The organism is Paenibacillus sp. FSL R7-0026, from assembly GCF_038004485.1.
GTDB lineage: Bacteria > Bacillota > Bacilli > Paenibacillales > Paenibacillaceae > Paenibacillus > Paenibacillus xylanexedens_A.
Genome location: NZ_JBBORG010000001.1, coordinates 4316478 through 4339452 on the forward strand (window position 1 = coordinate 4316478; position 22975 = coordinate 4339452).

The 22975-nt window shown below is 44.9% G+C and carries 26 protein-coding genes and 1 tRNA gene; 7 read left to right on the forward strand and 20 right to left on the reverse strand.

Annotation, left to right across the window (positions count from 1 at the left end; translation table 11 throughout):
* Positions 1-186 precede the first annotated feature (186 nt).
* The 3 genes from MKY44_RS19045 to MKY44_RS19055 all read left to right on the forward strand — a co-directional run bounded on the left by MKY44_RS19045 (position 187) and on the right by MKY44_RS19055 (position 1475).
* Positions 187-444, forward strand: a complete 258-nt coding sequence (locus tag MKY44_RS19045; protein ID WP_211080740.1) for a hypothetical protein — start codon at positions 187-189, stop codon at positions 442-444.
* 238 nt (positions 445-682) lie between these two features.
* Positions 683-1126, forward strand: coding sequence for a GNAT family N-acetyltransferase (locus MKY44_RS19050; RefSeq protein WP_341009899.1), 444 nt, complete (start codon positions 683-685; stop codon positions 1124-1126).
* Positions 1127-1238: 112 nt separating this feature from the next.
* Positions 1239-1475 carry a DUF3892 domain-containing protein gene (locus tag MKY44_RS19055; protein WP_017687389.1) on the forward strand — a complete coding sequence of 79 codons (237 nt, stop codon included), beginning with the start codon at positions 1239-1241 and terminating at the stop codon, positions 1473-1475.
* 74 nt (positions 1476-1549) lie between these two features.
* Here MKY44_RS19055 and MKY44_RS19060 read toward each other — a convergent pair whose 3' ends face one another.
* The 4 genes from MKY44_RS19060 to MKY44_RS19075 form a co-directional block, all read right to left on the reverse strand.
* Positions 1550-1831: a hypothetical protein gene (locus MKY44_RS19060; RefSeq protein ID WP_017687388.1), complete on the reverse strand. Its 282-nt coding sequence runs from the start codon at positions 1829-1831 to the stop codon at positions 1550-1552.
* Entirely contained in the window at positions 1815-2036 is a 222-nt protein-coding gene (locus MKY44_RS19065) for a hypothetical protein (protein ID WP_076328059.1), read from the reverse strand. Before MKY44_RS19065 ends, MKY44_RS19060 begins: the two co-directional genes overlap by 17 nt.
* Before the next feature lie 195 nt (positions 2037-2231).
* Positions 2232-2552, reverse strand: a complete 321-nt coding sequence (locus tag MKY44_RS19070; protein WP_036614744.1) for a DUF3889 domain-containing protein — start codon at positions 2550-2552, stop codon at positions 2232-2234.
* Positions 2553-2608: 56 nt separating this feature from the next.
* Positions 2609-2917, reverse strand: coding sequence for a hypothetical protein (locus MKY44_RS19075; RefSeq protein ID WP_341008161.1), 309 nt, complete (start codon positions 2915-2917; stop codon positions 2609-2611).
* Positions 2918-3178: 261 nt separating this feature from the next.
* On the opposite strand from MKY44_RS19075, the gene MKY44_RS19080 reads away from it, so the two are divergent.
* Positions 3179-4081, forward strand: coding sequence for a manganese catalase family protein (locus MKY44_RS19080; protein WP_017687384.1), 903 nt, complete (start codon positions 3179-3181; stop codon positions 4079-4081).
* Positions 4082-4302: 221 nt separating this feature from the next.
* Here the strand turns inward: MKY44_RS19080 and MKY44_RS19085 are convergent, their stop codons facing one another.
* The 4 genes from MKY44_RS19085 to MKY44_RS19100 all read right to left on the reverse strand — a co-directional run bounded on the left by MKY44_RS19085 (position 4303) and on the right by MKY44_RS19100 (position 7064).
* Entirely contained in the window at positions 4303-4596 is a 294-nt protein-coding gene (locus MKY44_RS19085; protein ID WP_341008162.1) for a DUF6809 family protein, read from the reverse strand.
* Between the two features lie 142 nt (positions 4597-4738).
* On the reverse strand, positions 4739-4918 hold the full coding sequence (locus MKY44_RS19090) for a ribbon-helix-helix domain-containing protein (RefSeq protein WP_341008163.1): 180 nt from the start codon (positions 4916-4918) through the stop codon (positions 4739-4741).
* A 295-nt stretch (positions 4919-5213) separates the two neighbouring features.
* Positions 5214-6299: a DUF3626 domain-containing protein gene (locus MKY44_RS19095; protein WP_341008164.1), complete on the reverse strand. Its 1086-nt coding sequence runs from the start codon at positions 6297-6299 to the stop codon at positions 5214-5216.
* Between the two features lie 183 nt (positions 6300-6482).
* Positions 6483-7064, reverse strand: coding sequence for a DUF3221 domain-containing protein (locus MKY44_RS19100; protein ID WP_341008165.1), 582 nt, complete (start codon positions 7062-7064; stop codon positions 6483-6485).
* Positions 7065-7260: 196 nt separating this feature from the next.
* Here MKY44_RS19100 and MKY44_RS19105 point away from each other — a divergent pair, with 196 nt between their 5' ends.
* Positions 7261-8175, forward strand: a complete 915-nt coding sequence (locus MKY44_RS19105) for a carboxypeptidase-like regulatory domain-containing protein (protein WP_341008166.1) — start codon at positions 7261-7263, stop codon at positions 8173-8175.
* A gap of 209 nt (positions 8176-8384) precedes the next feature.
* On the opposite strand, the gene MKY44_RS19110 is transcribed toward MKY44_RS19105, so the two are convergent.
* The 5 genes from MKY44_RS19110 to MKY44_RS19130 all read right to left on the reverse strand — a co-directional run bounded on the left by MKY44_RS19110 (position 8385) and on the right by MKY44_RS19130 (position 13809).
* On the reverse strand, positions 8385-8714 hold the full coding sequence (locus MKY44_RS19110) for a hypothetical protein (RefSeq protein ID WP_340905954.1): 330 nt from the start codon (positions 8712-8714) through the stop codon (positions 8385-8387).
* 236 nt (positions 8715-8950) lie between these two features.
* On the reverse strand, positions 8951-10666 hold the full coding sequence (locus tag MKY44_RS19115) for an ABC transporter ATP-binding protein (protein WP_341008167.1): 1716 nt from the start codon (positions 10664-10666) through the stop codon (positions 8951-8953).
* 44 nt (positions 10667-10710) lie between these two features.
* Positions 10711-11742 carry a FecCD family ABC transporter permease gene (locus MKY44_RS19120; RefSeq protein WP_074095819.1) on the reverse strand — a complete coding sequence of 344 codons (1032 nt, stop codon included), beginning with the start codon at positions 11740-11742 and terminating at the stop codon, positions 10711-10713.
* Between the two features lie 2 nt (positions 11743-11744).
* Entirely contained in the window at positions 11745-12800 is a 1056-nt protein-coding gene (locus MKY44_RS19125; protein ID WP_074095820.1) for a FecCD family ABC transporter permease, read from the reverse strand.
* A 271-nt stretch (positions 12801-13071) separates the two neighbouring features.
* The gene (locus tag MKY44_RS19130; protein ID WP_341008168.1) at positions 13072-13809 is read right to left on the reverse strand and encodes a glycerophosphodiester phosphodiesterase; all 738 of its coding nucleotides are present in this window, start codon (positions 13807-13809) and stop codon (positions 13072-13074) included.
* Positions 13810-14040: 231 nt separating this feature from the next.
* Here MKY44_RS19130 and MKY44_RS19135 point away from each other — a divergent pair, with 231 nt between their 5' ends.
* Positions 14041-14307 carry a hypothetical protein gene (locus MKY44_RS19135; RefSeq protein ID WP_036614763.1) on the forward strand — a complete coding sequence of 89 codons (267 nt, stop codon included), beginning with the start codon at positions 14041-14043 and terminating at the stop codon, positions 14305-14307.
* 218 nt (positions 14308-14525) lie between these two features.
* Here the strand turns inward: MKY44_RS19135 and MKY44_RS19140 are convergent, their stop codons facing one another.
* The 5 genes from MKY44_RS19140 to MKY44_RS19160 form a co-directional block, all read right to left on the reverse strand.
* Positions 14526-14654, reverse strand: a complete 129-nt coding sequence (locus MKY44_RS19140; protein WP_255319930.1) for a hypothetical protein — start codon at positions 14652-14654, stop codon at positions 14526-14528.
* Between the two features lie 120 nt (positions 14655-14774).
* Positions 14775-15359 (reverse strand): LOG family protein, encoded by a 585-nt coding sequence (locus MKY44_RS19145; protein ID WP_017687370.1) that lies wholly within the window; start codon positions 15357-15359, stop codon positions 14775-14777.
* Positions 15360-15591: 232 nt separating this feature from the next.
* Positions 15592-16011 carry a hypothetical protein gene (locus MKY44_RS19150; protein ID WP_017687369.1) on the reverse strand — a complete coding sequence of 140 codons (420 nt, stop codon included), beginning with the start codon at positions 16009-16011 and terminating at the stop codon, positions 15592-15594.
* 19 nt (positions 16012-16030) lie between these two features.
* A complete protein-coding gene (gene ung / locus MKY44_RS19155; RefSeq protein WP_341008169.1) occupies positions 16031-16699 on the reverse strand; it encodes a uracil-DNA glycosylase in 669 nt (222 codons plus the stop codon).
* Positions 16700-16940: 241 nt separating this feature from the next.
* Entirely contained in the window at positions 16941-18161 is a 1221-nt protein-coding gene (locus tag MKY44_RS19160; protein WP_341008170.1) for a MalY/PatB family protein, read from the reverse strand.
* A gap of 249 nt (positions 18162-18410) precedes the next feature.
* On the opposite strand from MKY44_RS19160, the gene MKY44_RS19165 reads away from it, so the two are divergent.
* Positions 18411-19118 carry a helix-turn-helix domain-containing protein gene (locus MKY44_RS19165; protein WP_017687366.1) on the forward strand — a complete coding sequence of 236 codons (708 nt, stop codon included), beginning with the start codon at positions 18411-18413 and terminating at the stop codon, positions 19116-19118.
* A gap of 152 nt (positions 19119-19270) precedes the next feature.
* On the opposite strand, the gene MKY44_RS19170 is transcribed toward MKY44_RS19165, so the two are convergent.
* Both MKY44_RS19170 and MKY44_RS19175 read right to left on the reverse strand, forming a co-directional pair.
* Positions 19271-22192 carry an insulinase family protein gene (locus MKY44_RS19170; protein ID WP_341008171.1) on the reverse strand — a complete coding sequence of 974 codons (2922 nt, stop codon included), beginning with the start codon at positions 22190-22192 and terminating at the stop codon, positions 19271-19273.
* A gap of 376 nt (positions 22193-22568) precedes the next feature.
* A tRNA-Leu gene (locus MKY44_RS19175) sits at positions 22569-22654 on the reverse strand.
* Between the last annotated feature and the right edge of the window lie 321 nt (positions 22655-22975).

Below are 22975 nucleotides of genomic sequence, written 5' to 3' on the forward strand. Positions count from 1 at the left end.
CCATTACGGTCATACTACTATCTTTAGCTGAGCTAACAGATCATGATATATAATTGTTTCCCAATCAAGTAACAGTATCATATCAAGTAACCGTGTTCATTGTCAATGATTTATTTGGTTATAATTCACCCGAAATGGTGCACAATAAAGGAAAGATTACCATTTCTATAGCGAGGTGATTTCCCTATGAGAAACTTAACAAAACGGTCAAAATCCAATAAATATACATTTACCAAATGCTTCTTTCTCTTTGCTGGGCTTATGATTCTCATTACTACCGTTACAGGTTGCGGCTTGGAGAGGGATGAACATACGGTACAATTCCAACAATTACAACAGCCTAATGAAAATGGTGAGTCTCTGCCCGTCTGGCTGGACGTATACTCCAAATCTGTAATTCAAGATGTGTATTCTCCGCGAGGAAGCAGTGAAGTCTTGCCGTGAAGGTTAACAGGTGAATCACTCGTCTTCATCCCACTTGCGTGAGTATGCTTTCTTGGTCACGTAATACAACAGAGTAATCATTCCCGCCGACATTAGCAATGTAATTACCATGATGCCTGTCATGCCCATCACTACCCCCTCCTCTCCCAATATGTTCCAGACTTCACTATACAGGAAAAACATTTTTTTGTATAATTCAGTCTGATATGTCGCGCAAGAGCAGAAAGAAGGAATGGAATTGGCAGCTGAGATTAGTTATGTATCGACAGAAGAACAACTGGAGCAAGCCCTGGGAATTCGCCATCACGTTTTTGTGATCGAGCAACAGGTGCCTGCCGAGATTGAGATTGATCAATATGATGTCATCAGTCCGGATGTGCATCATGTATTGTTAAGCACGGATGGCCAAGCTGTAGCTACAGGACGTCTGATCTATTACAGCAAGGATACGGCCAAAATGCAGCGGATCGCGGTGCTTGAATCTCATCGTTCATTTGGTTATGGACGTGTGCTTCTACTCGCGATGGAGGAGCTGGCACGTGAACTCGGCTTAACCTATTCTGTACTGGATGCGCAGTGTCAGGCACAGAAATTCTATGAAAAACTGGGTTATGAAGTGATTTCGGAAGAACCTTTTTATGATGCAGATATTCTGCATGTTCGTATGAAAAAGGGCTTGTAAAACCTCGGCGTTGGCAGGTCTTATCAGCATATGGTGCATACTTCCGATGAATTCGGATAGGCTAATCAGGTAAGCAGATTCCTATCTCGTCATATAAGGAGAGTGTGACATCATGGATCAAACAACACGCGAGAGTTTCACAGCCGTACAGAAAAATGGTGACGGTGACCTGACAGCCTTTCAGACCTCAGCAGGACGTGTACTGGATTACCAACAGGCACTTGCAGAAGTAAAAGCAGGAGCTATTGCTGGAGTGAATGTATTTAAGGGCAAGGATGGAGAAATGTACATTCGCGGCGATGCCGACGGTGACCCAACCAACAACCTGGACCAACTTCCCCATTTCTAAATAGATGCACATGTCGTATGTGTGACACAGTAAGCGCCGATCCGGATATCCGGGTTGGCGTTTTCTTATTAGAATTAATAGTCCGTAAAATATTTTACGGAATCACCGGAAGGTTGGCTTTTGCGAATCGGCTGTTGTACCTGTTCCCATGCCTGCAAAATCTGTATCCCTTCCAGAGTAGACCGGTTCTCCCACGCAATGTGCCCGGTGCGTTCAAGCTCCAGCAATGACTCATGAATGAATGCTTTGCTTCGTCCCGTCTTGTTCTCCAGTTCATCCATACGCGGCAGCCTGCGCCGTTGTCCTGCGTAGTTCACCATAATACGTAAAATCTTGCGTTCAAAGTCGTTCAGCATACTTTACCTCCCCATTCAGGTCCTTAACAGGACGCCATGCCAGAATACCTTGCTCCAGAAAGGTTCGGGGTGAGCCTTCTTTTCCCGCTGATGCTCTAATCATCCCGCCACGTACACTGTTAATTCGAATCTGTCGCTGCGTTATCTGCCCTGCACGATCCATGTAGACAAGCTCCACCATCTGGCCAATATATTTCCCTAGCATAATCATCCCTCCGATAAGAACGTTTGTTTGTATTTCATATTATATGCGAACATAAGTTCTTTATTCAATAGTAAAAAAAGGATTTTGTAAAATAAAAAAACCAGACTTTCACCTTAATGATTAAGGCAGTCTGGTTTCTCTAATAATGCTGCTCATATAACTACGTGACTTGTAATGACCTAGTTCAGTAGCGGATCAGTGTCGATCCGATTCCGAAAATTGTACTTTCTTTAATTGCTGTGTAGATGGATTAAAATCGACATTCACATAAACTGCAAATTGCTTGCCGTCTTTAGCACGAACCCATAGCTTGAACTGTTCCCGTGATTGATCCGCTGTTAGAGAGGTACGACCGATATGCTTATAGTCCAGAATATCCACATTATACTTGGTCTGTGTTTCTTTGACCGCAATAATTCCCCACTTCGCATAATCAGGGATGGCGGCGCCTGTGCCTGATGTAATTCCCGCTAAACTCAGAACTACCGACATGACGGTAACGATGAGCATTCTCATTTCACTCACTCCTTGGGACAATATGTTTCTGTTATATTGCCCGTCCGGGTTTCATTTTACACGAATAAACGAAAGATCCAGGCCAGTGGCCGTAGGGAAAAAGGAACCACATGAACAAGCCGATCAAACGAATCAGGAGGCTCCGTCCGGAAACTCATTCCCCAGTCACCCGAGAAAAAGTGTTGTTGTGTCTTCGGCTCCTCAGGACGTTCCAACCCATATTTCTTTTCAAGCCTTTGCCTCGTTTGTTCATCCACCTGAACCTCGTTCGTAACATCATATGCTGTGGCAAGCTCGCTGCTTATGTACGTCTGAATCATTAGAAACATCACAATCCCAACTATTTGTATCCAACGCTTGTTCATCTCTTACTCCTTTATGGATTCATGACTCTCTTCTCTTGTACGTGAAGACTCATTTGAATGTTTGATTATACATAAATTTGACCGTATTGGAAATAACAAATGGGAGAAGAGTTGGGGCATGCGTTATGCGACGCTTAAGTCCCATTTGGTTGATTTTTTGTTTAAAAAACCCAACAGACGTGTAATAGGCCATGACAGAGTGACTTCACGATTTGAAACCCTACACGATCTGCAATACCAATTTGAGGAGGTTACACCCGAATGTTCAAACGCTTGGATGAAATCCTGATTGAGATTCCCAATGTCGAGAAGCCAGATCCGAATGCTGCGGCAGCCATACAAGAATTACTCGGCGGCAAATTCGGAGAAATGTCAACGTTGAACAACTACCTCTATCAATCGTTTAATTTTCGATCCAAAGAAAAGTTGAAGCCCTTCTATGACCTCGTCATGAGCATTACGGCCGAAGAATTGGGTCATGTTGAGCTCGTGTCTCATGGCATCAATCACTGTCTGAGGGGTTCTACAGAATACAAAGAACCGGACGATACACCGCTGGGTTCGGTCAAAGACGCGCGTCTCTCCTATCACTATCTTGCAGGAGCACAAGGCGCAATGCCTTTCGACTCTATGGGTAATCCCTGGACGGGAGCAAACGTCTTCAACAGTGGCAACTTGGTCGAGGACCTGCTGCATAACTTCTTCCTAGAATGTGGCGCTCGTACCCATAAAATGAAAGTGTATGAAATGACGGATCATCCGGCCGCCCGGGAAGTGGTTGGTTACCTGCTTGTTCGCGGTGGTGTGCATGTGGTTGCTTATGCAAAGGCGCTTGAGATTGCAACTGGCGTAAATGTGACCAAGCTGGTTCCTATTCCTTCACTGAACAACAAAGCCTTCAACGAGGCTCGCAAATATGAAGAAAAAGGGGTACACACCAAGCTGTACACCTATAGTGATAAAGATTTCAACACGATCGGTCAGATCTGGAAAGGAACTCACCCCGAAGATGGACAACCTCTTGAAGTCATCCAAGGGATACCTGAAGGATTCCCGATTCCGGAAGCCCCTGCGGTCGAGGAAGAATTCGCACCAGGTATATCGCAAGAAGACTTCAAAGAGATTGCACGTCGTCTGAAGATGGCGGGGAATATTGCGGATTAAGGAACAATTTGTTTAACAGGTTCTTTCCGTATATATATTGTTAACTCTATGTTTAAGTGAAGCCCTTGAACCCTGCTGCTGAATGCAGAGAGGATTCGAGGGCTTTGTTATACTAAATTTTTGATACAATTTTATGATGCAAAATAAGTATGTTGGATGCACGTCATTTCCTGAGAATTTAGCTGTAAAAGTAAACCGAATCTCTGCTCACATCGTTAAACTTAGTTAAACTCCAACACCGATTCCTCCCGCTGACTCATGACTTCAATCAACATATTGGCACCCAGGCGAAAACCTTGTGCAAACGCTGCTTCCGTATGCATGCCCTCACATCTGCCACACAAGTCAAATAACTGTTCAAGCTCAAGAAATTCTTTCTCGCTCAATCGATTCTTCCATTGCTCTGTCAGAGCTGCAATCTGCCGCCCTAACGCTTGGTATTCAGGATGTGTCGGCATCATTATCTCATCCGGTCGAAGTCGTCCATTATATAATGCTTCTAATATCGAATTCATGTGCATCCTCCTGTATATCAATTCGCACCTCACTTGAATGAACGTTCTGCACATGGTAGGATATTTATGCAGTCGCTCATTCAACAAGTGATTGCGGGATAGGAAGCAGCGTGTTCTTCGTGGGACTAGCGCTGCTTCCTTTTTATTTTTGGAGCTCGTCGTAAATCTTCTCAATCCCTTTGCGAACGATGTCTGATCGATTCGTATTCAGCTTTTCTGCCGCAGCATCCAGCTTACTCAGAATTTCCTCATTGACACGAATCTCAATCGTTTTGCTCTTCGGATTATCAGATTTAGGCCGCCCCATCTTTTTGGTGGACATTGCTTCACCTCTTTTTTTGTCCTGACAACAACATATTATTGCCAGGACAAAAAGTCAATGTATTTGTAAAACATACGTTCGTTTTTGTGACAGCAGATTCATAGATAAATCTGTAGTCTGTAATCCGTTTGAATGATAAAAAACAACCTTGAACGGCTAGGCGCTCAAGGTTGTTAGAGTACTATTATTGATTAACCATTAAGATTCAGGAGACACGCAAACAAGTACGAAGAAGAATTTGGTGTTTTAGCATTTTCATCACTACATATTCAATATTTTTATCTCGAAAACCGTTTTACTTGTCCATTGGCTTTCCATATCTCACCAAGACATGCCAGAGTAATTTTAATTCTTGTAGAACTTCTTTGTAGGTTCCTCTATCGCTCCAATGGCTTGGGTTTCGTTTCAAGTCCATAGCTGCAGAACCAATGATATTTGCATCAATAAAATCACTTTTTGCAATTCTCTTGGCTAGTGAAGGCATCGAAGGACCTCTAAAATCCATAGGAACGTCATCAACTAATAGTGTAAAGCCCATGTGCCAGTGGAGATCAATTGAATACTTTAAACATATCTGCTCTAAGATTCGTCCAGTATGTGTGCCTTTAAATGATGGATCGGCAACAAACATCTTGACATCTTTTTCAAGGGAAATATCACCATGAACCTGAGCTTCGATATAATGGTCCAGATTTCGGTTTGGCTCTTGGTTTGATGGATTTTGGAATGGTTTCTCAAGATTGACGAGCATATGGTCGATTAACTTTTGAACCGTTAGATTTCTTTCACCAATGGCAAAATCACTATAGAATACATCCCTCATGAGAGCAGCCAAAACAAGGTCAAATTCCTCATACGTTCCCTTTTCCTCGGGGTCTTGGTGAGAATCCAAATATGTATACGTGCAACGTTGAGAGACCTCAGTGGATAAAAGGAAGTAACATGATCCAAAACGTGGAGCAGGTCCATCGGGATGTAACATGACATTGAGTGCCCCATACTTGGGACGTTCGCTATTGGTTGAGCCATTTATTTGGTACGCTCCGCCAAACATTTTATTCTCCCAAACGTCACGTTCACCGCCTGAAAATGCGGATACACTTCCATTCGATAAGAAAGTTTCAAACTGACTTTTATAAACCCCCTGCTCAAGTAGTGCCTCAGCCACGCTTTTCATATTCGGATCTAATCGATCTGGGTGAAAGTGTAGCGCAATACTTGCATGAGATTTTAGTTTATTGATAGCTTTTTCAAATGTCTTCAGCTCGATGTTGGACATACGAAGGATTTCTCTAATGGTTTGCTCCGCCTCATTTTTGCGGCTTCTTGCATAATTGGTTACATGCTCTTGAGCTAATTGCTGAGACCTTGATAATTCCATGGGCAGAAGATTCCTTTCCATTTTTATAGAATCATAATACATGATGGACAGTGAGGGAAATTACAGGCGTTTCAAAAATCATGATAGCTTGCTTGCAATGAATCTAATCCACATCATCTCTTTCAATTTGAATCATATTCATGTGCAACACGGTTCCTCCACCATCATAAAGCTATGAACCCCTTATTCTCCGCCTTGTGTCTTAACTTTCTCCTCATCCTTCACGGTCACATGAACTACTTGCCCTTCATTCGCTGTCATCGCATCTCGAATAAGAAGGGTCCATGTCCCTGAATCTGCATCAAACCGCTTGTCCTCAATGACTGGAACACGGATGTTCTCTGCACCAGGTGAAAGAAGTCCGCTACGAATCGCATCCGCATCCGTCATATGCGCACCATCCGGTGCCACTGGACAAGATACCGCTATCTTTTCTGCTCTGGCCTGCCCAGGATAGGGTTCATTTTCCGGGCCTCCATCCGTCCAGACTTCAACATAGGAACCGATCTGTGGATCAGGCGCATTGGAGAACCATTTTGCTGGATAATACCGACTGTTTCCTCCATTGGAACTGTAATCTTGAAATACGGGATCAACAACAAGAATGGAATTGTCTTTACGTTCAACCACATAACCAGTGAAACCCTTTTCTGTCGGTGAATTTGCAATAGTTTGTGCTGACTTGCATTCGTTTGATCCGGCACATCCCGTAAGACCTAGTATCCAGATCGAGAGTATTGTACAAACGATACGAAGATTAGACACCTCTTAGTTCCCCCTCTAACAGCGTTCACTTTCTACTTCTTATTGCTGACGTCCCAGATCAGCTTATTGTTGCATAACAATGGAGCCAACTTTGAGTGTTAGATTTACAAATACACCCAAAAGTCCTCTTGTTTTCTCTTGATACAAAACGTATCATTTATATTAGGTAATATAATTAATGAGGGGGAAACCATGTATGATCCAAAGTCCAAAAGGGGTAATTCAATCATTCATGTTATGTATTTTTACTATCTTACTTTACATTACATATGCTGAAACATCTCATGCTGCTGGTCCAGTGGCGTCACCTTCCAATTACGAGGACGATATCAACCTACCGGCTGTTGTTTATGGAAAAATTACGGATAGAGTAGGAAATGTGGTACCCCACGCCAATGTTGAATATGAACTCAATCATCTAGGAGAAATAACGAAATATAGTACAGTAGCAGATGAGAACGGAAATTACCATATTGAGGCTGTTGTACGAGATTCTACAGATATGTATTTGTACGTCAGTGCAGATGGTTTCATCACCTACATTTCATATAATAAATACGATACCTTCACGCTAAGACCTGGTGATGAGGTGGAACATGACATACAGTTATATGAGCCTTCCACAATCATAGGCACGGTAAAAGACCAGACTGGCCAGCCCATCGCTGGTGCTAAAATTGAAGTTACAAGTATCCCATACCTGGTCGAGACAGATGAAAATGGCAGATATACCGTAACGGGTATTGATTACGATTATAGTGCAAACATTGCAATGTGGGTTGAGAGTAACAACTATGTTCCCTACGTGGAAGATCGTATATACATCCGAGCAGGTGAAACGATCCAAATCGACGTAATGTTAGAAGAGGCTGCACATGTAAGGGGACAGGTGGTTGATGAAAACGGGGTACCCATGCCTGGGGTCAGAATAAGTGGTAATCCTACAAGAACAACGACTGATGCTCAAGGATACTTCATTCTCAGACGTACTATGGCAGGTTCAGTCGCACTAGCCGCAGACTTTACAGGGTATCCAAGACACATAGTATTAGTAGATTTGGTCCCAGGAGACCATAACACAGTTAATTTTGTTCTTAAAAAGAATCCATGAACCTTGGGTTCTTTTACAATAACCTTAGCATAACCTCTGAGTAGTCTTCCATGGTCATCTATCGTATTTGTAAAACTGAATTTCCAGTATGTATAATCATAAACTAACCCAAAAGACTCATGATGAATTCTCTATACGAATTCGGTCATGAGCCTTTCCTTATGTCCAAGCATGCAGATGTGACCATCGTAAACAGGTTATTAAACCATTCACTTCTTTATATCCCTTTTGTACACGTACCTTCCCCATACCACCAAAGCCGCACACAACAAGATCACACAATAAGCCCATACAAAAAACATGGCAAGCCCCAACCCGATGTTGGCATCCAGGCGCTTATCAAAGATCTCTGTGTATAGCGAAAAACCGAGTGGCACGGCGCCAACAATGAAAAGTCCAATGGACCATCCACCCCAGCGTTGGAAACCGGACCCCGCACGAGTACTGGAAAGTTTGCGAATCCCTTGAGTCAGTAGCCACCAAATCAGAATAAATAATAGACAGGTTATAAGAATTTTCAGCATATCGTTCAACTGCATATCGTGTACCTCCTACATCTTGCAAGATGATGAACATATCCTACACGTTAAGCGTTCTCTTTACTATATTACCCGTTTCCATATCCATGATCACAGGTAGATAAGAGCACAGTACCCCTGACCCACACCTAATCATAAAAAAGAAAATAACGCCACCGTCCTGACTCCTTCCAAGTCAAGAACGATGGCGTTACTTCTCATATTTACATTGTTACATCCACATAGGATAGGATAGGTTACGCGCCAAACTGCGCATAGTGAAGGCGGCTGTACACCCCACCTGCAGCGAGTAATTCTTCATGACGTCCCTGCTCCGTAATGCCTTGTTCGGCAACGACAATAATGCGGTCTGCATTTTTGATCGTAGCCAATCGGTGGGCGATAACCAGGGTGGTCCGGCCTTCGGACAACTCAGCCAGCGATTGTTGAATGGCTGCTTCCGTTTCTGTATCCAGAGCGGATGTGGCTTCGTCCAGGATCAGAATTGGTGGGTTTTTCAGGAACATACGGGCAATGGACAAACGCTGTTTCTGTCCACCGGACAGCTTCACACCACGTTCACCAATTAACGTATCCAGCCCTTCCGGCATCGATTGAATTAATGGTTCCATCTGTGCACGTCTGGCAGCCATCCAGATTTCTTCTTCGGATGCATCCAGTTTGCCGTAGGCAATATTCTCGCGAATGGTTCCATCGAAGAGGAATACATCCTGTTGTACAATACCGATCTGGCTGCGCAAGGAATCCAGCGTCATGTCCTGTATCTCCTGCCCATCGATCGTGATGCGACCTTCCAGCACATCATAGAACCGCGGCAGCAGACTGCATAGCGTTGTTTTACCTGCCCCCGATGGACCGACAAGGGCTACCGTTTCACCTGCATGTACATTTAGATCAATACCTTTGAGCACAGGCTCCTGATCCGAATAACCAAAGGTCACTTGCTCATAACGGATATCTCCACGCAAATGGGATACCGATACGGCCCCTGGACGATCTTCCACATCCGGTTCCATATCAAGCAACTCCGTATAACGTTTGAAGCCTGCAATCCCTTTGGGATACGTCTCAATAACCGAGTTGATCTTCTGGATCGGTGTCAGGAACACATTGGACAACATAATAAATGCAATGAACTGACCGTAGGTCATACTGCCTTGAATGACAAACCAAGTTCCGCATACCAGGACAAAGAGGGATACCAGCTTCATCAGCATATAACTGACAGAGGAGTTCCAGGCCATGATTTTGTATGCGATCAGTTTGGTCTGACGGAAACGACCGTTGTTCACAGCGAATTGTGCTTTTTCATGCTCTTCATTAGCAAAAGCCTGAACAACACGGATACCTGTAATATTGTTCTCTACACGAGCATTGAAGTCCGCAATATCTCCGAACATTCGACTGAATGCCTTGGACATTTTGCTACCAAAGTAGAGTGACAGATAAATAATCAGCGGCACGATAATAAAGGTTAACACCGCCAGATTCCCGTTAATGCTCATCATGATGCTGAATGCACCAATCAGTGTCATCACCGCGATAAATACATCCTCTGGACCATGATGGGCAATCTCGCCGATATCCATCAGATCGTTAGTCATGCGGGACACGAGGTGTCCTGTTTTTGTATTATCGAAGAAACGGAACGATAACTTCTGCACATGATTAAACAGACTTTTACGCATATCCGTCTCGATGTTAATACCGAGCTTGTGTCCCCAATAGGTAACCACGAAGTTCAAAAATGAATTCAATAAGTAGATGCCGAGCAATGCCAGACATGCCCATAGAATCCAGTCCCAGCGGCCGCCTGGCAGCAGATCATCGACGACCCGGTTGACCGCTAGTGGAAAAGCCAGCTCCAGCAGGGCGACTAAAATCGCACAACTGAAGTCAAGAATAAAGAGCTTTTTGTAAGGCCTGTAATAGGCAAAGAAACGGCGAAGCATGGACTAAAGTCCTCCTTATGCAACCACACAATGATGATTACGTTCTATTTCGTCTTGCTTAAGAGGTACAGGAAGTATGGTGCACCAATAATGGCAACCAGGATCCCCGCAGGAATCTCCGAAGGCTGCAGGATGACACGACCCAGCGTATCTGCAACCAGTACAAGCAATGAACCGATCAGTGCAGATGCGGGTAACAGGAATTGATGTTTTGGACCCACCAGACGACGCGCCAAATGCGGCCCGATTAGACCTACAAAACCGATCCCCCCACTCACAGATACACATGAGCCGGCAAGTCCTACAGCAGCCGCAAGCAAAATCAGTCGCTCACGCTCAACCGGAGTCCCGAGTCCGCTTGCAGTCTGGTCCCCCAGATTCAGTACGTTCAATACACGTGCCTTATACAGAACTAGCGGGACAAGAATAATAAGAAACGGTAGCAATGCCGTTACAAATTTCCAGTTCGAACCCCAGATGCTGCCTGCCATCCAGGTAGCTACAAATTGATACTTTTCCGGACTAAGCCGTAACGTAAGCACGATCATGGCAGAACTGATTCCCGCCGCTACCCCGATCCCTGTAAGCAACATACGCGTAGGCAGGATACCCTCTCCTTTTTTGTAAGAGAGAATGTAGATCAGAAATGCAGCAAAACCGGAACCGATCAGGGCCAGAATTGGCAAAAGAAATACCGGCGCTGCTGTCGTTGTCGGGAAAAAGGAAACAAATAACATGACGACCAGACCAGCACCTGCGTTAATCCCGAGGATCCCCGGATCTGCCAACGCATTCCGAGATACGCCCTGCAAAATACAACCAGATAACGCAAGTCCGGCCCCGACCAGCACCGAAATCACAATACGTGGCAGACGGAATTCAAACAGGATCAATTCCTGTTTCGCCGTGCCTCCACCAAACAGGGTTCGCATCACCTCAAGCGGCGAAAGCTTGGTAAAACCTGTGTTCATGCTCACCACAAAAGCCGTAATAATTAATAGGGCAAGCACAATGAGGACAATCGTGCTCTTGGTTCTCTTCTTGCGCTCTGCTCCAACTATTGTTGAGGATTCCATCGTTACAGAGTCCTCCTTTCTTTACGCGCCAGATACAGGAAGAATGGTACCCCGATGAGGGCAACCAATGCGCCAATTGGCGTCTCGTACGGCGGGTTAATCATACGTGCAGCCAGATCCGCAAATACAAGCAACAGACTGCCCATCACAGCGGAACATGGAATAATCCAGCGATAATCGACCCCAACCAACTTCCGCGTGAGATGGGGAATAATGAGTCCAACAAAACCGACCGCACCCACCACGGATACAGCCGTACCCGCGAGAATCAGTACAACAATCAGGCCTATGAGCTTGATCAGCCCAGTACGTTGCCCCAAGCCCACCGCAATATCTTCTCCGAGACTAAGCAGAGTAATGGAACGGGAGATGAGAAGACCTGCGATCAGTGCCGCGAGTACCCAGGGGAACATGACCTCAAGTTGAGACCACTTCGTTCCGGCTACACCACCGGCTGTCCAGAAAGCCAGATCTTGTCCAATTCTGAAATATAATGCAATCCCTTCACTGAGTGCCGACAACATCGCTGATACAGCCGCACCTGCAAGTACAAGGCGTAGTGGTGTAAGGCCTGATTTGGAAGCTGCACCAAAACCATACACCAACAGGACACCAAGCCCCGCACCAAGGAAGGAATACATGATGATATACATAAATGGCAAGCCAGGGAAGAAGGCAAAACAAACTGCAAGTGCAAATCCAGCTCCCGCATTTAAACCAAGCAGACCTGAATCGGCCAGCGGGTTACGAGTCATGCCCTGCATGATCGCACCAGCTACAGCGAAACATGCACCTACCATTGCTCCTCCAAGGATACGTGGTAATCGAATCTCCCATATGATCTGATGGGGAGTCAGCTCAGGATTGAAGTCAAAGATAGCCTTCCAGACCACACTAAGCTTAATATCAGCAGCGCCAAATGAAATGGACAACGCCATACCCAGAGCGAGTAGCAAAACTCCCCCTGTAAGAATAAGTGTGGCTGCCCACGGACGAGTGTGTATCTTCGCTGTGGGTGAATCCGGATTATGTTTTTCTGGTGAAGCTTGTGAATTCATACGCGCCCACCCTCGTTATGAGTGGAGCTGCTCAAACCTATGTACATAACAATCACCTCTCTATAATACCGAACTTTAATGATATTGATTCTCATTCCCATAGACCATTGTAAGTGAATCCACGGGCTCTGGCAATGGACAAATAGGACATGTTTATTGCATATATGAAGATTTTCACACAATTTTACCCGCAAAAAGGCTGCGCAAGAGCCAAAAAGCTCGAGCACAGCCTTATCATTGCCTATGTAGAACATGTAAAATACAGACTCATTTAACGGGCATGTACCGTAAGTAAGGATGCCAGGACATCCGGAACATCGGTAATGATTCCTTGCACACCCATGTCAATCATGGCCTGCATCTCGGCAGGATCATTCACCGTAAATGGATAGGTAACAATGCCATGTGCCAATGCAGCAGCAACATCTTCTTGTGTGACAGCCAGCTTGTAGGGATGAAGGCCGGAAGCTTCAAGTTTGGCGGCATAATCATAGGGACGGTACAACTTTTCCATATATAGAAGTGCTGTACGAATCTCCGGGGCAAGACGTTTACATCTCACGAGCGAAGCATGATTGAAGCTGGACAGCACGACCTGTTGCTCCAGCTTCCAGTCCCGGATCGCTTGTATAACCTTCTCTTCCATCCCCTTATAACTCACAATACCATTTTTTAATTCCAGATTAAGCAGGATTCCTTTCCCCTGTACCAGCTTGAATAACTCCTCCAGAGAAGGAATACGTTCCCCGGTAAAATCGGTGTGAAACCAGGACCCCGCATCCCGTGTGCGCAATTGATCGTAAGTCGTATCCTTAACCCAACCTTTTACGCCGCCAGTTCGGCTTAACGTCTCATCATGAATCAGTACCAGCCTGCCATCACTCGTCATCTGCACATCGGTTTCAATACCTGTTGCTCCAAGCTCCAGACTTCGTTCAAAAGCGCTCATCGTATTCTCCGGGCATACGGCAGATGCACCACGGTGGGCAATAATCTCCATTTTCCTCATTCCAGCGCCTCCTGAGTTCAAGCTTCACTCTATGATCCTTACTATAAACACCGTTTGTTAGACCTGTATTAACAGAGCGTATAATGGGTTGCCTGTTCCGCTGATACTAGCGACCGGGTTCAACATCTAACGGGCTGGGGATTCACTCATTTTTGCGAACTCAATCTGAAAATCGACATAACATAGTATGAACGATGGAAGCACTGAACTCCGTTATAAGGAGGTTGACTATTGAATCCCTCAAAGAAAAAATCGATACCTACGCGTCCTCACACATCCCAGTTACAGTCGGCTTCCAGGCTTTCCAGATCATCTGTCCATATCAAAAACAAATCCGGCAAGACGGCTAATCAGCGTTCTCTTAACTCCAGTTCACCCAACACACTGGATCAGCTGGCTATTGTTGCAGCAATACTCTCCTTAATTGCAGCCGCCATCGGGCTATATATCGCCTGGAAATCGTTAAGTAATCCGGATCAAACTGCTGTTGTGGTGTAAGCTGCTTGTTGCGCAGCTAATGGCTCAGGAGGCTCTCTCCTGCTTCTGACCTTATTCAGGGGCAGGTTTTTGCTTTTTCAATTATTTACGTATGCTGGAAACGTCAAAAAACCGTTCCCCTGAAACGCCGGCATATACCAGCGTCTCTTTGGAAAGGTCATTTTTTTATTCGGGCGCTGCCTCTGCAGCTTAATCCCCGTCCCGGGATACTGACCGAATTACAGAATGAATGTGCGAGAGATAATAACCAACAGAATGAACAATACCAGAATTGCACCTGTTGATGTCCATGCTCCACCACCGAAGCCTCCGCAATATCCGTAACCTGTACCTTTGAGTTCGCTCATCAGTGACACTCCCCTCTTCATCGAAGTACACTATAGACTATGTCCGATAGCGCAACTTGCTTGGGCAGATCAAAAATTCTCCCGAGGAACGAGTGGGTACAGGCCCGTCTTCTTATACACTCATTTCCCGTTGAGTTGTGACCACTTCTGAGTCAGCTCTGCAGGAATATAGGATGACATTTGTTTGATCAGTTCAGCCGGATCAGCTTCCAGACTCCACAGGCTGAGATGGGAGGTGTTGGAGAATCCTTCCTGTACGCTGTGTTCTACCATCTTCATCAGCGGTCCATAATATCCGTTGACATTCAATAAACCGACAGGCTTACGATGAATACCGATCTGTGCCCAGCACAGTACCTCGAATAGTTCTTCAAATGTACCCATGCCTCCGGGAAGTGCAATGAATCCATCGGATAATTCAGCCATCGTAGCCTTCCGTTCATGCATGGTTCCCACTTCAATCAGTTGTGTGAGCCCTCCGTGAACAACCTCGCCCCGGAACAATCCGGTAGGCATAACCCCGATTACCTCTCCCCCTTGCTCAAGAGCAGCATCGGCTACTGCACCCATCAAGCCCATGCAAGAACCACCATAGACAAGTGCATAACCACTATCAGCAATCTGTTTGCCCAGTTGGACAGCCTTCTCTGTATAATCGGGGTGATTTCCCGGATTGGAGCCTGCAAAAACAGCTATACGTTTCATTGGGTCTCACTCCTTCTCATGATCTATTTTAATAATATATAACATGAATGTAATGGGTATGTACAACAGGTTAACAGAACCAATGGACAAAAAAAACCCGACCGTTTGCAGCCGGTCGGGCTCCCATTTCAATACACATCAATTTAGGAAGGGGTTGTTACTACCTAATATACAGACCAAACATTAAATCCGTATGATCTTTGCATGAAATGAATATTAAATCTTCGTATAACTAACGTATCCCACGGCGTGAACGTACGACAAACATATGCTTGTCTTTACGAAGAACCCGACCATCTGCAAGTTCAACCTGATCCTCGTCATGACGCAGAATCGTCGTGGATAACGCTACAATTTTGGCCCGGCGCCAAATCATAACCTGCGACTTGAAATAGATCGCATTTTCGAACTGTATCGCCTTTTTCATCACATATCCAACCTTGTGCACTTCAGAACGTGCTTTCTTTAAGGGAAGACTCTCTTCGGGAAGAGGTCTGATCATTGCGATATTGTCAAACGATACCTTAATCCGTTTCGGTCCGATCCGCACACATTCCGCTTCTTCATCCCACTCAACCAGCGTTCCCTTCAATGGCTCCCGTATGCCTGTTGCACGATATACCGCTACTTTTCGTCCTATCCAATGTCGCAATGTTCTCACCTCCATCTGTCTAGTTTTCAGGTATCTTCCAATCGATCGGTTCAATACCTTTGGAGGTCAAGAAATCATTGGCTTTGGAAAAGGGACGACTGCCGAGGAATCCACGATGCGCAGCCAGCGGACTGGGATGTGTAGACTCCAGTACCATGTGCTTGTCCCTGTTAATAAATGCACCTTTCTTCTGGGCATGACTGCCCCACAGCATATATACCATCGGCTCTGAACGTTCATTCAGCGTGCGAATGACAGCATCCGTAAATGTCTGCCACCCTAGTGCCTGATGAGAGTTAGGCTGACCTTCACGGACCGTCAGAACAGCATTTAGTAGCAGGACTCCCTGCTGTGCCCAATGAACCAGAGATCCATGATTCGGAATTGGCAAGTCCATATCCGCCTGAAGTTCCTTATATATATTTTTCAGAGAAGGCGGTACACGTACCCCCGGTCTAACCGAAAAACTTAATCCATGAGCTTGTCCCGCTCCGTGATAAGGGTCCTGACCAATAATAACGGCCTTAACCTGATGATATGGCGTCAGCTTCAATGCGGAGAACAGGTCTTCTTTGGGCGGAAAGACCGTCTGTGTTTTGTACTCAGCGGCGAGAGTGTAACGAATCTTGTTAAAATATTCGGCTTCCGTCTCTTCCTGAAGCACCTTGTCCCAATCGTTTCCAAACATATGTATAGGCTCCTTTCCCCTGATGAATGCAGTTTCGTTCAGCCCGACTACTGGGCTCTTCCTTCTGAGAGCCGCATGTCATGCAACTCATAGACTATCCACCATTTTAACATAACCGGGGACAGCAGACCAGAATTGCACATCAGGGTATACGTTCACCTCGAAATAAATCGTATTCTTGCTACATTCAGTATACTCATACAAAAAAGTCACCTCGCTATTGCGTGGTGACTTGATGACTTTATACTTGTACGGGTACCTCTTCGACTTCTTTCACAAGCACACTGCTGATTCTCCGTAATCCTTCCTGAAGAACAGAACGCGGACAAGCCAGATTCAACCGAATACAACCCTCGCCATTCGCTACAAACATATGTCCATCTTCGAGTAGCACACCCGCTTGCTCCGCGAAGAATAAAGGTAGACTTACATTCTTGGGAGCATATGCCGAGATATCAATCCAGGCCAGATACGTGGCATCCGGAATGTGAAAGACAGCGAGTGGCAAATGCTGCTTCACATACTGTTCTACGCAGGCGAAATTGGCGTCGAGATAACCTTTTAATTGTTCCAGCCATTCATCACCCGTTTCGTAAGCCGCTTGAGTGGCAGCGATGCTCAGTGGGTTTTTGAAACCATAATGGCGTGCCTGCCAGATGTCTCGAAGTGCCTTATTCGGAATGATGACATTGGAGAACATCAGACCAGCCATGTTGAATGTTTTGCTCGGAGACATGCATGTAATGATTCGATCCGTTTCCGGGAACAGCTTTGCAAGTGGCGTATGTCTTTTGCCTGTCCGCAGCAGATCACAGTGAATTTCATCCGAAATGACCCATACATTGTTCCTCAGGCAGATTTCACCCACACGCTGTAACTCTTCGGTTGTCCAGACACGTCCAGACGGATTATGGGGGTTGCAGAAAATACATACCCTTACCTTCTCATCCTTGGCCTTGGCTTCAAAATCCTCATAATCAATCGAGTAACGTCCCTGATCGTTGATCATATCCGAACATACCAGTTCAAGATTGTTATGCTCCGCAGCTGACTTGAAGAAACCATAAGACGGGGTCACGATCAGTACTTTCTCATCCGATTGACAGATATATTCCACCAATTCATACAAAGCGGGAATGATCCCGTTCGAGGTCTCCAAATGCTCCTTGGGGAAGGACCAATCATAGTATCTCTTCATCCAATTCGAGACAGCTTCATAGTATGCCGGATCAAACACCTGGGAGTAACCCATAATTCTACGGTCCAGACGCTCCTTAACTGCATCCAGAATCTCGGGAGGTGTGGCGAACTCCATATCTGCAATCCACATGCGAATAAATTCTTCATCCTTGAATGGAAAAGTCATATCTTCTGACGCGTTAAAAATATATTGACGGAAACCATCCGTATTCATGGCATTTGTTCCTGTGCGATCAATAATCTCATCAAAGTTATATTTCATAGCTTCTGCTCCTCTATCTGCTTTACTTTTCATTGTCGTTTCATGTCGTATTACACCTATTATTTCATGACGCAGGAATTGCATCAAATGCAATACAATCTATTCTGACGAAACAAATGAAGTTTATTGTTTCTCCAAAATAGGTATTTCCGTGAAAAAGTGATATATTTCTCATATAACATCATTTTTATGAATGACTTTCATCATTTTCACGTACTCTCAAGAAACATTGCATAAGGAGAACCGGTTATGAACAATATCAATCAGGAAGTTGGCAAGAAAATACGAAACTTTCGGAAGTGGCGGGGGCTGACCATTCAACAGCTTGCGGATCAGATCTTCAAAAGCAAAGGCACTCTATCCAAATATGAGAGCGGAGATATTACACTTGATCTGGTCACGTTACATCATATTGCAAACGCGCTCAACATTCAGGTGGAGCAACTCTTGTACCAAGAACCAAGGCATGCATCTCCCCTGATGAATGCGGTCCCGTCCAGCTTTTTCAAGAACTCCACACGTTTCTATTCTTACTTCTATGATGGGCGTAACAACAGTCTCATTCGTTGTGTCATTGACATGATGGCTCAATCGGATGCCAACCGTTATCGCACCGTGATGTATATGAATGTGAAGGATTTTGAGAACTACCAGGAGTGCGAGAATATGTATTGGGGCCACACCGAGCATTATGATACACTCACCACGCTGATTTTGAAAAATCAGGCCACGCCGCTGGAGAACCTATATATTAATATTCTGGCGTCTTTTCAGGAATCAGAGAAAAAATGGGGACTGATGGCTGGTGTCTCTTTCAGACCTTTCATGCCTATTGCGCTCAAAATGTTATTCTCCAGAACCCCGCTGCCCGAGAATCAGGAGTTATATAATGAATTAAAAATCTCAAAGGAAGATCTGCGGACCCTGAAAATATACAACATGCTTGCTGTCACTTGAACAACGCAGCGTGTCACACATTCTCATATCATATGAGATGGAGACAGTCCCTCCCCACTAGAAAAGGCACTTCTATAAGCTGTTGAACCAGCTCATAAAAGTGCCTTTCGCGTTTGACGCTTATTGGATCGTGGAATAAACGAGACTAACGCTTAGTTTTTAATTAAATCCAGCGTTTCGTCAAACATTTGCTTCTGTTCCTCAATCTTGTTCTCATTACCAATTACGCAGCGCTGTTGCTGTTCAAGTATGGCCGATAAAAGCTCAGCAAAACCGATAATGTCGCTTTCCTTCGTGCTTAACACTTCGTCACGTTCCTGTTGTAGATCCGCTTCAGTCACATTCGACAGATAACACTCCAGCGAGAATGCTCCTTCGCCATAAGGCGTTCTCGGCGTATCGAGATCCTGGATCGCACCAATGATATAACGCGTCATCTCCCGCTCGTCTGCCCGGAAATCGTTCAAATACTGTGGTATTTCTTCATATACTTTGTACGTTTTATCCAGGTTCGGATCACGATACGATGCAACGTAGCTGTCTCCGTTCCGTCTGAAGCCTGACATGCAGCCATAAGCTCCGCCTTTGGCGCGGATATTCGTCCACAAGTAATCCAAAGACAGGATTCCCTGCAAGACCCGTAGTGAACCGGTGTATTGATATCCTTTGTTGATATAATTGCCCGTTTGCACCACGTACTGCACCTCTGAAGGAGAACGGAATCCTTCCTTATGAGTAGCCGGTGTGAATGTAAATTCTTCCTTGGCAACCTCATGTGTGAACAGCTTCGCTTTCAGATCAGATACCTGTTGCTCCAGTCCTTCATATCCCTGCTCATCGGCAGTGTAACTAACAAGCAAGTTCTCCGGTCTGAATATATACCCCGTCAACTCTTGCAGACTGGAAGATAACTCTTCTTTTCTATCCTCAAAATTCGCCTGAAGATCCTCAAGCCACTGGTAAAAGGCAATACCACTCACAGCTTCTCTGAAATTCGCGACCGCTGAATGTTTGGACGAAGACCGGCCAATTCCCGCAGAGTGTCCGCTATTGATCAGATTACGTTGCAGATTACCTTTCATTTGAGAGATGATCTCATACAACCGCTTCGAATTATCGAATTGGGATGTGAACACAATTTCTTTGATCATATCAAAGGCAAATCCAAGCTTGTCATACAACACTTTGGCGTTGAACTCATAGGTAGCCTTGAATTCATTGTGCTTATGCGCGTTAGCATAAGATCCTATCCCGCTATGAATACCACCCGAATGGATATGGATTTCATTGGACAGTTCATTGAACGAGTAGTTTTGAGTATCCACGTAACCCAGCACATTTTTCAGCAATCCTGCATACGGCAGAAGATGACGTGGCACTTCTTTGATATCAAACAGCAGTCTCAGATAACCAATTCCGTTGGTGTAAAGGTTATGATGGAGAATGGTTGTGCCGTCGACCTGTTTCACCGTTTGATGCAACGTAGAGGCCTTCTGTTCAATATCTTCAATCGATAACGTCGGAATGACCTGCTGCTGCTCTTTGGTTGAAGGTGTATTCTGATACTCGGCAAGTGCTTCTGTTTTCTGAATCAACGTCTGAACTTCTTCCTCACTAAGACCAGCCTGAATAGTTTTCAGACGTTCTTTCAACGCTTCTTCTTTGCGTGAATTCAACCCTTTGTCCGGTGTCAGGGCTACAAAGGAAGTATGTGTGTTCTGCAAAATATATTTCTCAATCAGTTGCTCGAAGTAACCTTCGTTCATTTTTGTCCGCAGTTCAGCAAATACGTCATTGGCCTCCAAATGGGTGAAAGGTGCTTCTTCATCGTACAACCAGCTTTGCAGGGAGGAGAATCCGTAGATCAGGCCTTTCGGCATTCTGCCGTAGTCCGCTTCCCTGTGATTGAACTCATATGAGTTAATCCCTGCGAGTAGCGCTTTAGGATCAAAACCTTCTTTTACCACACGCTCAAGCACTTCTTTGACCGTTCCCAGGAAATCCTCTTTGCTAGACAGATTGCTCTTCTTCAGTCCCACAGTGAATACAGGCTGATACAGACTGTCATCATAGGAACCGTAGACGTCCTTCGCAATGCCCTTATCCAGCAACGCCTGCTTCAGTACCGCTCCCGGAGCGTTCAGCAGTGCATATAACAAAATTTGGAACGAGATGTTCAGTTCCTTATCCAGACTTGTGCCGATCACCGCGTTATAGGTTAAGAAGCTGTTATCCACTTCCGATTCCGTACTTCCCGCAGAGTAAGTCTTAACCGTGTCTACCCGTTCTGCAAAAGCAGGTTGAAGTTGAATCGCCGAATCAATCTCAATTCGATCATATGCACTCAGATAGTTTTCATCCAGCCATTGCAGCTTCTCTTCCATATCCATATCCCCGTAGAGATAGATGTAACTGTTGGAAGGATGATAGTATCTCGTGTGGAAATCCAGCAGCCCCTGATACGTTAGATCCAGAATAGCTTCCGGGAATCCGCCAGACTCGGAGGAGTATGTGGTATCCGGGAAAAGGGAGTTCAGCACTTCTCTGCGCACCATTCGTTCCGGTGAAGAAAAGGCACCCTTCATCTCGTTATATACAACTCCGTTGTAGGTTAACTCATCATCTGCCGAGGCCAGATTGTAATTCCAGCCTTCCTGCAGAAATATCTTTTCATTCTCATAAATATTCGTATTCAATACCGCATCCAGATATATATCCATCAGGTTATGGAAATCATGGTCATTACGACTCGCGATCGGGTAGATCGTCTTATCGGGATACGTCATGGCGTTAAGGAATGTATTCAATGAACCTTTCAGCAACTCAACAAAAGAATCCTTGGCCGGAAATTTCTTGGACCCACAGAGCACGGAGTGTTCGAGGATATGGGCTACCCCTGTATCATCTTCCGGAGGTGTGCGGAAACCGATACTGAATACTTTGTTGTCATCCTGATTGGACAAAAGTACAATTTTGGCCCCGGATTTCTGGTGTTCAAGCAGATACGCATCCGATTTCAATTCTTCGATTCTGCGCTCCTGTAACACCTTGTATGGCTTTAGCTGTTTCAACATAAACTTGAGTCCTCCGTCCATAAGATTGTTTTATTGGTTTTGTGACTCTACATAAGTTCAAATATGTTTATTTACACGGGCACTCCGATGACAGAACAACAGCTGTCCTCTCCGTTATCGTGTAAATGTGTAGTTGAACCTATATCGTTCAGCAAGGTAAAGGTAATATATGCCTACGGATAGTATACACCATTGTTCCGTCTCTTCATAAAAGTCAGATAAATGTACCTTCTGATATGTATTATGCAGGGTTTATGTTTATGAGCTGCAGGTGAAGTGGTCAACTATGAAGTGACGTGACATTCATATTAAAGAAGACAAAAAAAGATCGCATGCAGCTTGGTTAACAAGCGTCATACGATCTTTCTTTTTAAGATGCCGAGGACCGGGATCGAACCGGTACGGTAGTCACCTACCGCAGGATTTTAAGTCCTGTGCGTCTGCCAATTCCGCCACCCCGGCAGGATTATGTATTTCTTGGCGACAAGAAATATCTTACCATGAATTAATTAACTTTGCAACACTTTTATTAAAAATAATCTAACTATATAAGTTTAACTAATGATTTACACGATAACGGAGAGGACAGAAAAAACTGAAAAAGCGAAGCGTTCGCCTAAAAGCTTTCTGAAAGAAAGCTACATCGGAAGTATACGCTATCACCGGATTTTTCCCTTCAGAAAAGGGAATCAAAAAATCTGGGGATAACAGCGATTAGAAGTTATTCTGTCATCGGAGTGCCAGTGTAAATAATCTTTAGTTCAAATTATATAAATGAAACAG

What these genes read in the sequence shown, in the direction of transcription:
- MKY44_RS19045 (WP_211080740.1), top strand. Translation starts at nt 187, where the DNA reads ATGAGAAACTTAACAAAACGGTCAAAATCCAATAAATATACATTTACC.
- MKY44_RS19095 (WP_341008164.1), bottom strand. Translation starts at nt 6,299, where the DNA reads ATGGAATTATCAAGGTCTCAGCAATTAGCTCAAGAGCATGTAACCAAT.
- MKY44_RS19165 (WP_017687366.1), top strand. Translation starts at nt 18,411, where the DNA reads ATGAACAATATCAATCAGGAAGTTGGCAAGAAAATACGAAACTTTCGG.
- MKY44_RS19065 (WP_076328059.1), bottom strand. Translation starts at nt 2,036, where the DNA reads ATGCTAGGGAAATATATTGGCCAGATGGTGGAGCTTGTCTACATGGAT.
- ung (WP_341008169.1), bottom strand. Translation starts at nt 16,699, where the DNA reads ATGTTTGGAAACGATTGGGACAAGGTGCTTCAGGAAGAGACGGAAGCC.
- MKY44_RS19080 (WP_017687384.1), top strand. Translation starts at nt 3,179, where the DNA reads ATGTTCAAACGCTTGGATGAAATCCTGATTGAGATTCCCAATGTCGAG.
- MKY44_RS19120 (WP_074095819.1), bottom strand. Translation starts at nt 11,742, where the DNA reads ATGGAATCCTCAACAATAGTTGGAGCAGAGCGCAAGAAGAGAACCAAG.
- MKY44_RS19110 (WP_340905954.1), bottom strand. Translation starts at nt 8,714, where the DNA reads ATGCAGTTGAACGATATGCTGAAAATTCTTATAACCTGTCTATTATTT.
- MKY44_RS19130 (WP_341008168.1), bottom strand. Translation starts at nt 13,809, where the DNA reads ATGAGGAAAATGGAGATTATTGCCCACCGTGGTGCATCTGCCGTATGC.
- MKY44_RS19115 (WP_341008167.1), bottom strand. Translation starts at nt 10,666, where the DNA reads ATGCTTCGCCGTTTCTTTGCCTATTACAGGCCTTACAAAAAGCTCTTT.
- MKY44_RS19145 (WP_017687370.1), bottom strand. Translation starts at nt 15,359, where the DNA reads ATGAAACGTATAGCTGTTTTTGCAGGCTCCAATCCGGGAAATCACCCC.
- MKY44_RS19090 (WP_341008163.1), bottom strand. Translation starts at nt 4,918, where the DNA reads ATGTCCACCAAAAAGATGGGGCGGCCTAAATCTGATAATCCGAAGAGC.
- MKY44_RS19075 (WP_341008161.1), bottom strand. Translation starts at nt 2,917, where the DNA reads ATGAACAAGCGTTGGATACAAATAGTTGGGATTGTGATGTTTCTAATG.
- MKY44_RS19055 (WP_017687389.1), top strand. Translation starts at nt 1,239, where the DNA reads ATGGATCAAACAACACGCGAGAGTTTCACAGCCGTACAGAAAAATGGT.
- MKY44_RS19070 (WP_036614744.1), bottom strand. Translation starts at nt 2,552, where the DNA reads ATGAGAATGCTCATCGTTACCGTCATGTCGGTAGTTCTGAGTTTAGCG.
- MKY44_RS19125 (WP_074095820.1), bottom strand. Translation starts at nt 12,800, where the DNA reads ATGAATTCACAAGCTTCACCAGAAAAACATAATCCGGATTCACCCACA.
- MKY44_RS19105 (WP_341008166.1), top strand. Translation starts at nt 7,261, where the DNA reads ATGATCCAAAGTCCAAAAGGGGTAATTCAATCATTCATGTTATGTATT.
- MKY44_RS19160 (WP_341008170.1), bottom strand. Translation starts at nt 18,161, where the DNA reads ATGAAATATAACTTTGATGAGATTATTGATCGCACAGGAACAAATGCC.
- MKY44_RS19140 (WP_255319930.1), bottom strand. Translation starts at nt 14,654, where the DNA reads ATGAGCGAACTCAAAGGTACAGGTTACGGATATTGCGGAGGCTTCGGT.
- MKY44_RS19085 (WP_341008162.1), bottom strand. Translation starts at nt 4,596, where the DNA reads ATGAATTCGATATTAGAAGCATTATATAATGGACGACTTCGACCGGAT.
- MKY44_RS19170 (WP_341008171.1), bottom strand. Translation starts at nt 22,192, where the DNA reads ATGTTGAAACAGCTAAAGCCATACAAGGTGTTACAGGAGCGCAGAATC.
- MKY44_RS19060 (WP_017687388.1), bottom strand. Translation starts at nt 1,831, where the DNA reads ATGCTGAACGACTTTGAACGCAAGATTTTACGTATTATGGTGAACTAC.